The 14,885-nt window shown below is 43.2% G+C and carries 17 protein-coding genes and 1 tRNA gene; 5 read left to right on the top strand and 13 right to left on the bottom strand.

From position 1 onward, the window contains the following. Window positions 1-199 precede the first annotated feature (199 nt). From VDIS_RS07315 to VDIS_RS07305, 3 genes are all read right to left on the bottom strand, one after another. Window positions 200-442 (bottom strand): hypothetical protein, encoded by a 243-nt coding sequence (locus tag VDIS_RS07315; RefSeq protein ID WP_013336597.1) that lies wholly within the window; start codon window positions 440-442, stop codon window positions 200-202. 26 nt (window positions 443-468) lie between these two features. Beyond that, window positions 469-714 carry a hypothetical protein gene (locus VDIS_RS07310; RefSeq protein ID WP_013336596.1) on the bottom strand — a complete coding sequence of 82 codons (246 nt, stop codon included), beginning with the start codon at window positions 712-714 and terminating at the stop codon, window positions 469-471. 223 nt (window positions 715-937) lie between these two features. Further along, on the bottom strand, window positions 938-2,155 hold the full coding sequence (locus VDIS_RS07305; protein ID WP_052885916.1) for an acyl-CoA dehydrogenase family protein: 1,218 nt from the start codon (window positions 2,153-2,155) through the stop codon (window positions 938-940). A gap of 124 nt (window positions 2,156-2,279) precedes the next feature. Between VDIS_RS07305 and VDIS_RS07300 the strand changes: the two genes are divergently transcribed. Beyond that, complete coding sequence (locus tag VDIS_RS07300; protein WP_013336593.1) at window positions 2,280-3,440, top strand: DUF763 domain-containing protein; 1,161 nt, start codon at window positions 2,280-2,282, stop codon at window positions 3,438-3,440. 1 nt (window position 3,441) lies between these two features. Here VDIS_RS07300 and VDIS_RS07295 read toward each other — a convergent pair whose 3' ends face one another. The 4 genes from VDIS_RS07295 to VDIS_RS07280 all read right to left on the bottom strand — a co-directional run bounded on the left by VDIS_RS07295 (window position 3,442) and on the right by VDIS_RS07280 (window position 6,546). Continuing rightward, complete coding sequence (locus tag VDIS_RS07295) at window positions 3,442-3,888, bottom strand: hypothetical protein (RefSeq protein WP_013336592.1); 447 nt, start codon at window positions 3,886-3,888, stop codon at window positions 3,442-3,444. A 37-nt stretch (window positions 3,889-3,925) separates the two neighbouring features. Beyond that, a complete protein-coding gene (locus VDIS_RS07290; protein WP_013336591.1) occupies window positions 3,926-4,132 on the bottom strand; it encodes a hypothetical protein in 207 nt (68 codons plus the stop codon). Between the two features lie 39 nt (window positions 4,133-4,171). Further along, complete coding sequence (locus tag VDIS_RS07285) at window positions 4,172-5,722, bottom strand: glycogen/starch/alpha-glucan phosphorylase (protein WP_013336590.1); 1,551 nt, start codon at window positions 5,720-5,722, stop codon at window positions 4,172-4,174. 62 nt (window positions 5,723-5,784) lie between these two features. Next, on the bottom strand, window positions 5,785-6,546 hold the full coding sequence (locus VDIS_RS07280; RefSeq protein ID WP_013336589.1) for an adenosylcobinamide-GDP ribazoletransferase: 762 nt from the start codon (window positions 6,544-6,546) through the stop codon (window positions 5,785-5,787). Between the two features lie 216 nt (window positions 6,547-6,762). On the opposite strand from VDIS_RS07280, the gene VDIS_RS07275 reads away from it, so the two are divergent. Both VDIS_RS07275 and VDIS_RS07270 read left to right on the top strand, forming a co-directional pair. After that, a complete protein-coding gene (locus tag VDIS_RS07275; RefSeq protein WP_013336588.1) occupies window positions 6,763-8,040 on the top strand; it encodes an ArsB/NhaD family transporter in 1,278 nt (425 codons plus the stop codon). A gap of 59 nt (window positions 8,041-8,099) precedes the next feature. Beyond that, the gene (locus VDIS_RS07270; protein ID WP_245522473.1) at window positions 8,100-8,501 is read left to right on the top strand and encodes a hypothetical protein; all 402 of its coding nucleotides are present in this window, start codon (window positions 8,100-8,102) and stop codon (window positions 8,499-8,501) included. Here VDIS_RS07270 and VDIS_RS07265 read toward each other — a convergent pair. The 4 genes from VDIS_RS07265 to VDIS_RS07250 form a co-directional block, all read right to left on the bottom strand. After that, window positions 8,498-9,076 (bottom strand): adenylate kinase family protein, encoded by a 579-nt coding sequence (locus VDIS_RS07265; RefSeq protein ID WP_013336586.1) that lies wholly within the window; start codon window positions 9,074-9,076, stop codon window positions 8,498-8,500. The two genes, VDIS_RS07270 and VDIS_RS07265, sit on opposite strands and share 4 nt — an antisense overlap. 19 nt (window positions 9,077-9,095) lie before the next feature. Continuing rightward, entirely contained in the window at window positions 9,096-10,385 is a 1,290-nt protein-coding gene (gene asnS, locus VDIS_RS07260) for an asparagine--tRNA ligase (RefSeq protein ID WP_013336585.1), read from the bottom strand. Between the two features lie 66 nt (window positions 10,386-10,451). After that, window positions 10,452-10,781: a hypothetical protein gene (locus VDIS_RS07255; RefSeq protein ID WP_013336584.1), complete on the bottom strand. Its 330-nt coding sequence runs from the start codon at window positions 10,779-10,781 to the stop codon at window positions 10,452-10,454. 39 nt (window positions 10,782-10,820) lie between these two features. Beyond that, window positions 10,821-12,005, bottom strand: a complete 1,185-nt coding sequence (locus VDIS_RS07250; RefSeq protein WP_013336583.1) for a DUF1512 domain-containing protein — start codon at window positions 12,003-12,005, stop codon at window positions 10,821-10,823. 74 nt (window positions 12,006-12,079) lie between these two features. On the opposite strand from VDIS_RS07250, the gene VDIS_RS07245 reads away from it, so the two are divergent. After that, window positions 12,080-13,141 carry a TIGR04084 family radical SAM/SPASM domain-containing protein gene (locus VDIS_RS07245; RefSeq protein ID WP_013336582.1) on the top strand — a complete coding sequence of 354 codons (1,062 nt, stop codon included), beginning with the start codon at window positions 12,080-12,082 and terminating at the stop codon, window positions 13,139-13,141. 52 nt (window positions 13,142-13,193) lie between these two features. Further along, window positions 13,194-13,270: transfer RNA gene (locus VDIS_RS07240), tRNA-Arg, on the top strand. A 519-nt stretch (window positions 13,271-13,789) separates the two neighbouring features. Here VDIS_RS07240 and VDIS_RS07230 read toward each other — a convergent pair. Beyond that, window positions 13,790-13,981: a chromatin protein Cren7 gene (locus VDIS_RS07230; RefSeq protein WP_013336828.1), complete on the bottom strand. Its 192-nt coding sequence runs from the start codon at window positions 13,979-13,981 to the stop codon at window positions 13,790-13,792. Between the two features lie 233 nt (window positions 13,982-14,214). Beyond that, complete coding sequence (locus tag VDIS_RS07225; RefSeq protein WP_013336579.1) at window positions 14,215-14,883, bottom strand: 3,4-dihydroxy-2-butanone-4-phosphate synthase; 669 nt, start codon at window positions 14,881-14,883, stop codon at window positions 14,215-14,217. Window positions 14,884-14,885: the final 2 nt, after the last annotated feature.

Raw genomic sequence — 14,885 nt, 5'->3', positions numbered from 1 at the left:
GCCAATTAAATGCGGAGATAAATATAAGTATAGCGTAATAAGGTAAAGGGGGTGCGTATGAGTGGTTATGGTTTAAAAAGAATTGTGATGATTTATAAGCGCATATTAGCCACAATATTATTGATGGCGCTGATTACCATGATAATCATTAAGGGCCGTAATTTCAGAATAAGCGAGATATATCGAAGATCCATGAAATTTATTGAGAATACTGTGAGAGATAGGAAATTACTTCATTAAGTAGACTCGATACATACTCATAATCCCTCCTACGCCTAGCCTTAGCAAACCTCGGTTTTAAGGCCGGGTATTCCCTAAGGACCTCCCTAGCTATTATCCTTAATAACGTCATACCCTCACTATTCAACACACCATCTGAGTAGTAGGTGGAGTACGGATTTAATAACTCCTCGATATACCTAATCACGGCCTTGCTAACCATCTTAAGTAAATCTGCGTTTAGGCATTTTATGGTTTCCACGTAATAGCCAGTATTGAGCCTATGAGGAGCAGTATGAAACCTATGAAGAAGCCATTCGCCACGAACAAACCAATTATCGCCAGTATTAAAAGCACAACACCAGTACTATGTACGGCATTTACGTCACTTAACCTACCAAGTCTTAGGGAGAAGTATATAGCCAATATGCTTACTACGAGACCAATTATACCTACGACGATTAAGAAAAATGGTGCCAATGGCATCATGGGCATTATTGGGTAATAACCAAGCCTATGAAATGCATAAAGTGAGGTAGCGACATTAGTATCCCTGCACCCACCAGAACTATGATCGAGCTTATTACCATCAGTATACTACCTATTAATGAAAGTATGTAAGCGGTATGTGGTGTTACGCCTTGCGCTCCTGCTTGTTGACTCATATTGATGAGAGGATACGTTATGCTTTAAAAACTATTCTCACATACCGAAAAGTTCACTCTACCTCCCTTCCTATTAGGTTTCTGGCTATTATTAGTCTCATTATGTTTTGCGTTCCCTCTGCACCTACGTAATAGCTCAAGGCTCCTAGGAACGCCCTAGCTATCGGGGTCTCCTTGAAGTAACTAACGCCGCCAAACCACTTCATGACCTCTAGGCCCACGTCTATTGCCAATTCAACGGCAAGCATTTTAGCCATGGCACCAGCATTTGCCACGTCGAGTATTGAGACCGAGGAATCACCCCTATAGAACTTATCTGCGAGCCAGGCGGCTCTATAGACCATGAGCCTGGCAGCCTCAAGCCTAGTACTTAATTCGGCATATCTAAAGCTTATTGATTGGTATGAGGAGATTGGCTTACCAAAGACAACCCTGTTCTTAATCCATTCCCTGCCCTGCTCAAGCATCCAACGGGCAGTCCCAAGGGCCGCAGCGCCGATCAATGTCCTGGCTACGTCAAAGCCCTCCATGGCTATCTTAAACCCGTTATTCACTTCACCAAGCACGAACTCAGGATCCACAGGAGCGCCATTAAGCCTCAGGTAGCCAGTTGGTATTCCCCTCCTACCCCATTCCTCGTAATCCCTTGTTTCGAAGCCCGTGTTAACCACGCCATTCCTCTTAACCATGAATAGCATGGTCGTTATAGCCCTATGCTTAGCCTCGAGTGGGCCCGTCCTAGTTATCGTTACAAAACCACCACCATAGGGTAGCCTAAGGGCTATCGATACGCCTGTTACCATGTTCTTCTCGCCCGTGAGGACCCACTTACCATTAACGAGCTTTGCCTCAGTCCTCTCACCAGCCACGTCACTACCGCCTTGGGGCTCCGTAGATGCTATACCAATCCAAGCCTCACCCTTGGTTAATCTCGGCAGGACCTCCTCCTTAACGCTATCCTTAGCGTACCGCTGAACTATGAAGGGCCAGGCAGTCTCTAATAGGAAGTATACTGGGACCGCGAGACTTGGATCTGCGTAAGCCAACTCCTCAGCGGCTATTGCTGCCATTAGGAAGGAGCCCTCTGAACCACCATACTTGGAACTGAGTGTTAAGCCGACTAAGCCATGCTCAGCAAGTCTAGGTATTAAGTCAAGGAGTGAATACCCACCCTCATCGAGATCGATCCAGTGCGGTTTTATGTAACGCTCACCAAACTCCCTAACTGAATCCCTGAACAGCGCCTCCTCCTTACTAAGGTCGAAATCCATTGATTGATTATAACTTAAGGGTACATAAAAGTATAACCTTATGACCATTATATTAATGATCGTTCATGATGAAAATTCACTAAGAACGAAAGAACTATATATTAGTCATTAAAAATATGATTATGTGAGTGTTTCAGGGTTTGCGGATTTACCACTACATACGGGCCACGTACCACCGTGGCTCTACAGTAGAATGGTTAAACTTAGTGGGCTTATTGTTGAGTTACTGGTTGATGAGCATGGTATTAAGGACACAATTAAATTATTCTCTAATCCACTCTTCTTTCAGGCGTTTAACAACATAATTGGCATGGATTGGGACTCCTCAGGCAGTACTACGATAACCACCGCGGCGCTTAAGGAGGCATTATCGAAGAAGGATGTGGGTATTCGGGTTGTCGGTGGTAAGGGGGTTTACGCAATTAATACGCCCGTTGAGATTGAGGAGTTGGGTAGGGTTTGGGATATTGATGTTGAGGGGCTTAAGCTTATGTCGAGGCTTTCGGCTAAGATTGATAATACGGCGTTACAGGATGGTTATAGGCTTTATCATCATGCAATGATTATTGGATCAGACGGTACCTGGGCAATAATTCAACAGGGCATGAATGAGAAGACTAGGTATGCTAGGAGGTACCATATTTGGATGGAGAATGACCTATTGAATGAGCCTCATACAGGCATTGTTGGTGTTAAGGGTAATTATGCGCTTAACATGGTTAGTAGGTTAAGTGGTGATGCTAGAGGGGCCATACTTGACCTTGTTCATCAAGACGTTAATAAGGTAATTAGGGATTGGGCGTTGGTTAGGGCTATGATGAGGGGCGACTCCACAATACTCACGTACCTGGGTAAGGAACCGCCCAGGTATTATAATCCGTACATAAGTGGTGCCTTTAGACCGTACCCAGCATCGATAAATGAGGATGCCATTAAAAGGGCGAGGGATGCCAATGACTTTAAGGACTTACTACTCGTTAGGGGCTTTGGGCCCAGCACCATGCTGGCCCTGGCATTGATAGCCGAGTTAATTTATAGGAGCCCGGTTGATTGGGATGATCCAGCGAATATTGATCCAAGGAGGTACGCCTTCGCACTTGGCGGTAAGGATGGATCACCATACCCAGTTAATAGGGAGGTTTATGATGCCGTTATTGACATAATGCAGGCAATAGTGGATGCTGCTAAGAGGGATAGGGGATTAACCGTGTACTTAAGGCATTTAGCCAAGGTGGCTAAGCAATTGAACTTACCCACCGACTTAGTAAGGCCAACGCCACCATAGATTAGGAGCGGGCCATCAGTACCTGGGTTAATTCATCCGTGGTTACCTCATTAATTGTGATGCCCATATTAACTAGGTTATTAATGACTGTGTTTATGTCCGTATCCGGGTGCATAATGATTGATAACCTAGACGTTGCTTGGTCGTAAAATAGGCTCACAATACCGTCAACAGACCTACTAATCGTTAGCTCCAGCTCCTCAAAATTAATATTGCCCCTAATGCTCGCATTCATAATGACCTTTCTAAGTATTAAGCCAACACCAAGTGAGAGAATTGATTGGGCAATATCGCTGAAATTAATGTTATTAGTGTCGTAGGTTATTACGAGGTCATTACCGAAGAACTTCATGAGTAATATCCCATTGAACATAGACAATGCCTTTACTATTAAATCAAGGCACTCCCTACAATTGGATTGAACCTTAATAACCCTGGTAACCTCCACAGTGCAGCGCTCTGATTGGCAGAAATAATGTTATTCCCTAAATGCTAATTAAATAACTCATGTGCTTAGACTCAATGAAAGCCTCATTTATTAAGTGGTGCTTCATGAACCTAATAGACCTATACTTGCTACCGCACACAGGGCATCTCCTGGACCTCGGAATTTTATTACACTCACTACTTAAATGCACGTATAACTCAGTTAATGTATCGAAGGACCTACCACAGAGTTTGCATGTGGGCATTGACGACCAAGGCTACCGGGGAATTAAAAAGCTTTAACCTCATCCCCTAACGAGGTCGGGATAGTACTCACGAAGCACCCTCTTAATGTCGACCCTAGGCGCGAAACTAAATATTGCGCTTAGGCTGATGAGGTAAAAGCGCTCCTTATCCGAATTATACAGGTCATACACCTGGGCAAACTTCGCCTTAAATTCCGTGTACTCCCTCTCATCGATCTCCTTACCCCTTGGATCATTTGCGAAATCTATCAACTCCCTAATATCACTACCGAACAACCAACCATTCACGCCATCCGTTATTAACTCAACGGCTGCACCATCCCTAGACGCTATACTTGGCACACCATTTATTGCGGCCTTCATGAAGCTAGTGCCACTCGCCTCCCAGCCTGGGAATGGCGTAAATAGCAGTACGTCAATGCCCTTAAGTATTATCTTGGCCTTATTAACGTCATAGTCATGTATGTAAACAACGTTCTTATACATCCTATGTAATTCCCTGAACTTCTTCATGTATATTAATCCATCCTTATCCATTGGGTGCGACTTTCCACCTAAAACAAAAATCACATCATTAAACTCACCATCTTCAATCAACCTAGCCACGAAATGAGGCCTCTTATACAAAGTCATTCTTCTGACCCACGCGGCAATGAGCGAATCACCGCTAAGATCTATGGGTTTATACGACCTTACCAGCCCCTGAAGCTCATTTTTCAGCCTAGACTTAATGAGTGCAAGACTTTCCCTAGTTAATGAACCTCTTTCGTAAAGTAGCCTTATCTCTGGGTCCATCCATCGGTTAAGATCAACACCGTTCGTTATGAACCTAGCCTTACTTATGAATTGGGGTATTACCTTCCTCATTATGTCATAGTGCTTTGACGAAACCATAATCACTTCCCAGGCCATGGCAGCCCCAATGCTCGTTAGGACCACGGGGTCCTCGATAAACCTGTAACCAGTCTCCTCCTCAAAGAGCCTATTTGGGAATGATGGATGCCCCCAGGGACCTGGTGTATGAATAATGAGCCTATACCTGCCGGGTATCCTGAGTATTATCGGCACCATGGCCGCGTAAGCCTCCTGAAGGTCTATGTACCTAACATTCTCAAGCCCTATGTTCCTCCTTATGAACTCCACGGCTCCCCTGGCAAGGAATATGTACTTCAGGAACTTCTCCTCAACACTACCCTCTATGTATATCCTATCAGTCAACTTCAAGGCCCACTCAGGTCCTCTAGGCTCTAGGAATACGGCATGCGCAGAGCCTAAGCGATATTCCCATGCATTAACCTCCACATTCTCACCCCTTAGTTTAACTGTGAACGTGTCAGCTAGCCTTAAGGATTCGAGGAAGGACTTAGGTTGCGGTTGAGGCTTTGGTACCGGATTATCATTCTCATCAAAGTCATAGTCAACATAGCCATTCCTATACAGTAGGGTTATTACGTAGTAATTAAGCCCAAGCGCTGCTGCACCGTAGAATTTATCGCCTTCGAGTACGCCAAGCCCACCAGCATAGGTATAACCCATGTCAAGCGCTAAATCCGGTGTTATGCTTATTATGGCATCTGGATCATTACCCATACAGTGATACGATATAGGGCAGTATATTAAAGTAGTACTGAATACTCAGGTTAATGTAAACCTCAGACGCCAATCAAAAGTGACATTAGCACTAATGCTGTAACCCTTGAAACCTCAAGCGTGAAACCGTAAAGATCACCAACAGCACCCCCAAGGTTATTTTGCAACGCTATGAATAACAACGTGTTAAAGGCCATGGTTATTAAGGCAACGAGCAAACCAATTAATTTTAGTAATAGGTATGTGATGATTAGGGCTATGATTAATACGGCAATGATTATGTGAACCTTCTCCTTACTATACGTAGTCAATTGCCAACCCAACCCCTTATGGCTGGGTCTCTTACCAATTACGCCGCAAAGACAACATGAGGACTTAGACACAAACTCCGCAATAAGTAACGACTGCCATAATACGTGAATTAAATTAATTAATGATGACACAGCCAATATTACTAGTAGTACTACCATCGCTATTGACGCAGAGCCCCTATGCGGATCCTTAAGTACCCTAATTCTATCCTCAATCGAGCCTCTAACCATCAACGCATCGACCACGTCTGCGAAACCATCAATATGATTAAGCCCAGTCAAAAGGAGTAGTAACATATATGTGATCACTGCAATCAACAAGTCATTGTGCGTTAAGAGACTTAGGTAGTAACCAAAGAGACCAGGTAATAACCCAGTTATTGGTGGTACAATTATTACCGCAAGCCAAGCATTTCTTAGGGCTCTTGAAACATCGTGAGTACCGCCAATGGGTATTACCGTGAAGAAGGTAATCACGGCCCTTAAGTCATCAATGGCGTCCCTAATCCCCATTTAGTGCCACCGATCCATCGTGGAAGTAACCTCTTTAAGCATGTTCAGTAAGGCCTGCGTTATTATCATTTGATCAAACCTCTCGAGCCTCATCATCAATAGTTCACTATCTATCTTCCTAATTAAGTTTATTTGTTCAATTCTCTTTCCTTTAATTAATGTCAGAGACAAAGCTTTTTAATCCATGTACTAGTGTAGAAGGACACTAAGCAGGATATGCTGTCAACAAAATTCATTGAGGATAGCATCATACTAGCGATTACATACGGCCTGATAGCCCTGAGGGGGATTGGGAAGATTAATGTACAGCCATGGGTGGCGATGCTATTTGGTGCGGCCCTCACAATAGTACTCGGTATACTCACGCCTAATCAGGCTTTATCCTCAATAAACCTTAATGTTATTCTATTTCTAATCTCACTATTCACAATATCATCCGCACTTGAGGTCAGTGGATTCTTTAGTTACCTGGCATATAAATTATTGATTAGTAGTCGTGGTATGGGCAGGTTAATACTCAGGGTATTTGGGTTATCAGCCATATTATCACTCGCCTTATCGAATGATGGTATTGCAGGTTCATTTACGCCAGTAATAGTGTCCATGAGAAGGCAGGCCCGGATAAATATCAAACCATTACTCTATGCCCTGGCCTTTGGCGTAACCATAGGTAGTGTGGCATTACCTGTTGGTAATCCGCAGAATCTCCTCATTGCACTTGAGTCGGGCATGCCAAGACCATTCATAGTATTCGCACTTTACCTACTACCGCCAACAATAATCAACATACTAGTGACATACCCATTACTTCTATTACTATTCCGTAATAATAATGATGATGTAGTGGTTGAGGAGATTAGAAGACCTGAGGAATTGCTCGTTAATAAGAGGTTAGCCTATACCGCAATTACAATACTATTAATACTAATACCGCTTTACTTCATAACGGATATCTTCAACATAAGTCCATACTTAACACCGGTTACTCTAACATTCATGAGCGCCTCAATAATTTACCTACTCAGCGGTGACGATAGGAGAAGCGTTGCACATAATGTTGACTGGACGACAATATTATTCTTCATAGGATTATTCATCGTTAGTGAGGGGGCTCTGGAATCCGGAGTGCTTAATTCATTGGCTCATTATTTACCACAGCCAACAACATTAATAGGAGTCTTCATATCAGGTTTGCTCCTTAGTCAGGTCATTAGTAATGTACCCATGGTGGCCTTGTACATACCATTGATGAGGGAATTGGGGGTTTCGCCGAGCAATTACATTATTTGGGTTGGATTGGCGGCTTCAAGTACTATAGCTGGGAATCTGACATTGATCGGCGCTGCGAGTAATGTAATAATTAGCGAGGCTAGTGAGAAGAGGGGTGGTGAGGGTTTTGGTTTTCTAGAGTTTATGAAGTATGGGATTCCCGTAACAATCGTGAATACTGTAATTTACTACGTATGGTTGAATTATGTTCACATAACATTCTGACTCTGTTTTTTCAATAATTATTGGACAAAATGTTTTTAAAGCATAGTACTGCCCTTGACATGGGGATTGAAATGCGTATTTATGGCATTGCCATATTTGAGGTCAATAAGGACCTCGACGTGGTCATCCTTGACCTTGAGAATGCCGGCTTACATAGGCTTGAGTACATGGAGATTGACCCGGACCTAGCCACGTACCTCGACATGGCTGAGGAGGAGTTTGGGGACACACTTGGTAGGTATAGGACGATAAAGGACTACGTCTTTGAGTATGAGAATGAGAGACTCGTACTCATTAGATTCTTCATGCAGGGTAAGCGCGTTGGTAAGGTATTACTCGTAAGCCTTAGGGCTGGCACGCTTAGGAGCATCGTTAAGAGGCTTGAGAACATTGGCTGGAACAGACTATTCATGTTCGAGATTAAGAGATTGATGAGGAGCATAAAGTACACAGACCACTAAGCCTGGCACTCATCCATCTCCCTACTAAGGCTTACTAGGAAATCCGTATCAAGCAAGTCAAGCCAATCAACCACGCCAATAACGCCATTACCACTTGATACGTGATTAACTATGTACTTGACAATATCCTGGACATCCCTACCTGTTGTATCAACCTCAATCACTTTATCTCTACCGAATAGGTCAATGGCCATACTCAATGAGGAGCCAACGACCTCCGCAAGTACATTCTCAACAACCTTACACCTAGGCCAATTTCTCATTAACAATCTGCGCATCAACTCAGTGGGGTTAAGTCTAAGTACGACGCACCAATCAATTAATGACCTATCAATTAGGTTTATGGCCACCGTATCGATTATGTAAGACTGCAAGCCACTCAATTTTTTCGCAATTAATTCACGTGCCTTTCCCTCATCTATTACATAATTAGTGAGTAGCTTAGGGTCCCACCTAAGGAGGGGTTTTATAACATCATTTATATCCACCAACACTGCATTGAATACCTTCGAAAGTTCTACCGCCACCGTGGTCTTCCCAACCCCTGGCGAACCAGTTATTAGTAACCGAACCATTTTGAACCTCACTTACACATTATGGTTTAACGCGCCTTATGTCCCTTGGGAATGGTAATGCATCCCTGATATGATCAAGACCACAAACCCACATAACCAGCCTATCAACACCAAGCCCAAAGCCTGCATGCGGCACCGAGCCATATCTCCTCAGATCCAGGTACCAATCATAATCCTCAGGCTTAAGCCCAAACTTCTTAATCTTACTAAGTAATTCCTCATAGTCATAAATACGCTCTCCACCACCAACGATCTCCCCATAGCCCTCTGGCGCAAGTACATCCACACTCAGGGTTGTCCCTGGCCTGCTTGGATCATTCCTATGATAGAAGGCCTTAACCTGCTCGGGGAAGTGGTGTAGGAGGATTGGCTTATCGAACTGCATCGTCAATACCCTCTCCTCATCAGCCCCAATGTCATCACCCCACTTAATGTTCAACCCCTTAGACTGAAGAATCTCGATTGCCTCGTCATAACTGACCCTATAGAATGGCGGCTTTACGTTCTCCAGAATCTTCGTATCCCTATTTAATAATTTCAACTCATCCTGTCTCTCCTCAAGGACCTTATTAACGATGTACGTAATTAAGTCCTCAAGCAGGTTGAGCAGTCCGTCAAATTGAAGCCAAGCCTCCTCAGCCTCGGCATGCCAAAATTCTGTCAGATGTCTCCTAGTCCTTGAAGGTTCAGCTCTGAAGCTTGGTGCCACTGTGTAAACCTTCTCGAGGGTGTAAATCAAGACCTCAAGGTAGAATTGAGATGACTGCGTTAAATATACGTCCTCCCTATCGAAGTACTTGACTGGGAATAATGTGGCACCACCCTCGACAGCCGCCGATACGAACATCGGCCCCTGAACCTCGTAGTAGCCCCTAGATCTGAAGAACTCATGAATTGCGCCAAATACCGTGTGCCTAACCCTAAGGATAGCCCACATCCTCCTACTCCTAATCCATAAATGCCTGACATCAAGCAAATACTCACTATCCGCCTTAGCCGCATCCTCATTTATTGGAAATGGATCACCAATGTAATACCAATCAATACTCCTAACATGAACCTCAGCACCACCTGGTGCTCGCGGCTCCTTCTTAACGACACCTGTCAACATAAGTGACGATTCTATGTTTAATTTAGACGCTATACCCGCCGTGTTAGGATCAGACTTATTAATGACGGCTTGTATTATGCCACTACCATCCCTGACAACGAGGAATATCTTATCCTTCAACTCCCTCTTCCTATAGACCCAACCCCTTATTGTAACCTCAGCACCCTCGTTTAGACTAAAAACATCTTTTATGCTCATAACCCTATTCCCTATTAAAATGGGTCACGAATCTTGTAACAAGCCAACCAGTTATAAAGCTTATCTTCATGAATACTGCTCGGCAGGCCTTGAGGAATATATTGCATGAACAATTAATTTCTCACCATCATTAGGACATGCCTCATCAACAACCTTACCAACATAATCCCCAACCCTATACGGTATTGTCTTGGAATAACCACAACGGGGACACATTAAAACTTCGAAATCACCACTCATCGTTGCCAGCGGACCCCTTGATTCCACCTCCTTAACCTGCGTAAGTGCCTCACTTATTGCCTTGTAATACCTATTGTTCATTATTAGCCCAATTAGCAGTGCCACTACGAATATTACCAGGCTCACCACGGTTATGTAGTAATACTCGAAACTCACCGCGCATGTGAGAATTGAGAATTTAAATAAATTACTTACTTACTGAGCAACACCACCAGTATTACCAACACCAATGAGTATTACCTCCTCACCCTCCCTAACACTCTCCCTAATAACCCTCTTAACCCTCTCCACAGCCTCATTAACCGCACCTTCAACGTCCTTGGTCATCGCCGACAACGCCTCAGGTAAACCCATCTTAATGAGTATTGCGTAGAGAGGTATTCCATACTTACTGGCAGTCCTTTCTATATTAAATCTCTCAACACCAATACCGCCCATGGCGACGCCAATACCCTCCGCTATTGACCCTGTCTTCTCACCCTCAAACTTGAGGGCTGCGTCCACGGTGATTATCATCCTCGGCTTAACACCAACCCTCTCTATTAGGTATATTATGCCATCATCGAGGTTACCAACTGTACCTCCAGGACCCCTAGCCTTAATAACGTAAACCCTCCTACCCTCAAAATCGCAAAGCCCAATGTACGTGTCCTTAATGTTGTGCGTGAGCTCCGTTAAACCTGAACAACCCCTCATGAACCTATATGCCGTTAATGGACCTGCTGCATCACCAACCGGCTGCCCCTTCAGGAATGTTGTTATCGCACCATTTAATGCATTAACGTACTCCCTAATGATTGGTAATAACATGTATACCTGCATCATTAAGTACGGATTCTTGTACTTATTACTCAACCTATAATAATGCATAATCACTTTATATATGTAATTCAATTCCCTTAAACCATCAACAGCATCAACCACATTCTGAACAAGGGGCCTATCGATATTTGGTAGTAAAGTCCTTATTGAGTCCTCAAGCTTTTCATTATAGGATGTCACGAGTAATTTAAGGGTCCTCATTAATCCCGTGGGTTCGGCACTAACGGGCTCTATAACCACGAACTCCATGAGGTCTTGTATTGTTTTCTCGACCAAGCTCTTATTCGTTGATTGGGATGAGCCGTTTGACTTTAGTAGTTGGTTAATATGGTTAATAACTAGGTTAACGTTATTCATTATTAACCTACTTAGGCTAGTGAGGAAGTTCCCCACGCTGTATGAGTACCACATTATTGCCATGTAATTCTGGAAGTAGGGTGTGAGGAGTAGTACGAATATTATTAGCCAAATTATCGTGGATATAAAGCTCCAGAAACTACTCTGATTATTCAATCCAGTCTGCAGTAGTACCTGCAGTAAAATCGTGAGTATGTCCATCAATTAACAATAACAGGTACTAGTTTTAAAAGCATTCTGAGCATGAGCGACCAAAATTAATAAGGGTGTTAAGGATGCTGTGGCTTCTATTTACAACGGGCGTATGCAACCTTAAGTGCTCGTACTGCGGAGGATCCTTTGAACCACATGTTGTACCCTGGAGGGTTACTTACGATGTTAATAAGCTGAAACGGTTAATTGAGGGGGATGCGGATGCCACGGTGATTTTTTACGGCGGTGAGCCACTGCTCAATCCACGCTTCATAATGTGGGCCATGGACAATATCAGGGCAAGGAGATTTGGAATTCAGACTAATGGTACCCTTGTTAATTTACTGCCCAGGGACTATTGGAGGAGAATGGATGTAGTTTTACTATCTATTGATGGTAGGGAAAGCGTTACCGATACCAATAGGGGTAGAGGTGTTTATAGGGCTGTTGTTAATGCACTCAATTACCTAAGGAACATAGGCGTTAAGAGGATCATTGCCAGGATGACGGTTACGGAATTAACGGACATATACGAGGATGTCACGCACCTGCTAGGTCTTGGCTTTGACTATGTTCATTGGCAGTTGAACGTGATATGGACCAATAAATGGGATGTTAAGACGTGGGCTAACGGCAGTTACCTGCCAGGTATTAAGAGATTAGTGAGTTTATTCCTGAGGAATGCCGAGGAGGGTAAGGTATTGGGTATAGTGCCGATACTCGGCATATTAAGTGCATACTTATTTAAACCATATGAAGGGCCACCATGCGGTGCAGGTTATAGGGCAGTTGCGGTTTCGACAGATGGCAGGGTATTGGCATGCCCAATAGCTGTTAGGGAGCAATGGGCGGTCCTTGGAGGTGTTAATGATGGATTTAAACTAATGAAGATGAGTTTGCCTGAGACATGCATGAACTGCGAGTTTAGACCTTATTGTGGTGGTAGGTGCCTATACGCATTAATGGAGGGTGAGAAGTACTGGGGTCGGGATGGTGTCGAAGCCGTGGATTACGTGACTAAGGAAACTATAAAGGCAGTACTGTCAATAGCGCCCAGGATTAAGGAACTCATCAAGAAAGGCATTATTAATGGTAATGAGTTGATGTACGACCCAGTGCTAGACTCAACAGAGGTAATACCGTAAGACCCATAGATACGCCTAAAAAATAAAAGGGAAAAGTGAGAATAAATATTACGGCCCCGTAGCTCAGTCAGGAAGAGCGGCGGCCTTCGGAGCCGTAGGTCGTGGGTTCAAATCCCACCGGGGCCGCCATCATCGATAATTCTGCCTCATTGAATGCGATAGAACATCGATATTTATTTAAGGACTTATAATTCATTGATTTCCATCCTTAGCTATTATATGGTATTTTAATTCAGTTAAATTCGATGCTTTATACATAGGCTTTGATCAATACTCGTAATCTTAATCGTATAACCCAGAGATCTTATGATCTTCATAATCCTATTTATATTATCCTCACTGGGGACATCGCAGTCCTTTAAATAAACGTATATCCTTATTTCTTCATTCATCTTCAAGAACTTAACATCATTAACTATTGCTATACAACAAGGAATCCTTGTCCCTTCATCTACAATAACTATACCATCATCCTTAGTAATACCAGGATTTGAACTTAATACCAGTGGGTGTTCACTTGTGCAATTACATGGTCTTGAGCAATCTCCAATAAGGACCAGCCAGCAGTTCATATTAATATGATTTCTTAGAAAAATAAAAGGAAAAATGTATGGTTTTTATGGATTAATTTTAATGCTATTATGTGCCTTAGGTTATTATGTTTCCTTGTTCGTCTACTTTTGCTATTACTTTTCTTACTGTTTTTCCGTCTGGTGTCTTGAACAACGCCATTACGAAGCCCTTCCTACCCTTAGGCTGAACCTTCCAAACCTTCGTAGGCCTCAACTTCCTACCCTCAACCTCATACTCCCTCTTAGCCAGATCCTCAAGCGTAACCATACCGGTCAATAAATTCCTTGGTTCGGGAGTATTTAAAAACATCGCTTGGAAATGCAACGGACGAATATATCGGTCTCAATACGCTAAATCTCACATAATTTCCTTACTAATATCAAATTTTATGATAATTATGACAAGTTTAGATTAAACAATATCAAGGCAGGAGGTATATTAGTAATACGTGAGTTAATACGATTATTCTATTACATAGATTATTATTCAAATATATTTATTTAAATAATTCCACGCCTCCTAGCTTCACTGATTATTTCGTCACCACTTACAAGTACCGTACCTAATTCATTAGCTATCTTATTAACAATATCCTTACTTAACGCCTCACCGTCATCACTAAGCATTTCAACTATCACTAGAGCCGGCGGTATTCCAGCAATCTTCGATAGCATCAGGGACAACTCGGTATGCCCAAACCTACGCCCAATTCTCCCTAGGAGTATTGGTACATGACCTGGTGCGTAAAACTCCTCATAGAAGACCTTGCGGGCATCAATTACTTTACCCTCATTAATCATCTTAACAACATCGGCGAGCCTAGTAATTGTTAATGCCCTATCCCTATCCCTAATACCCGTTATTGTCTTCACATGATTGACGTATATTGAGAATGCCGGGTCGTCACCATAGCTAGGCCTCTTAACTAATCCATTAAAGCCTATCTTACGTAATAAATCACTCATAAAGTCAAGACCTAAATGCTTACCTATTGAGTCCTCCGTCACGAAGCATATTAAACCACCCGCGTTTTTTCTCATCCAGGTAATTATTGATGGCGTTACGTGGTCAGCCCTGATCACCGCATCAACCTCATTCTCCCTGTCATCGGAGTCATGTATGAATATTATCCTGCCCTGCCTAAGCAATTCCAATGCCTTATCGATCATAT

The organism is Vulcanisaeta distributa DSM 14429 (assembly GCF_000148385.1).
Lineage (GTDB): Archaea > Thermoproteota > Thermoprotei > Thermoproteales > Thermocladiaceae > Vulcanisaeta > Vulcanisaeta distributa.
Note: the sequence above shows the minus strand (reverse complement) of the source record. Positions and strands in the feature narration are given on the sequence as shown.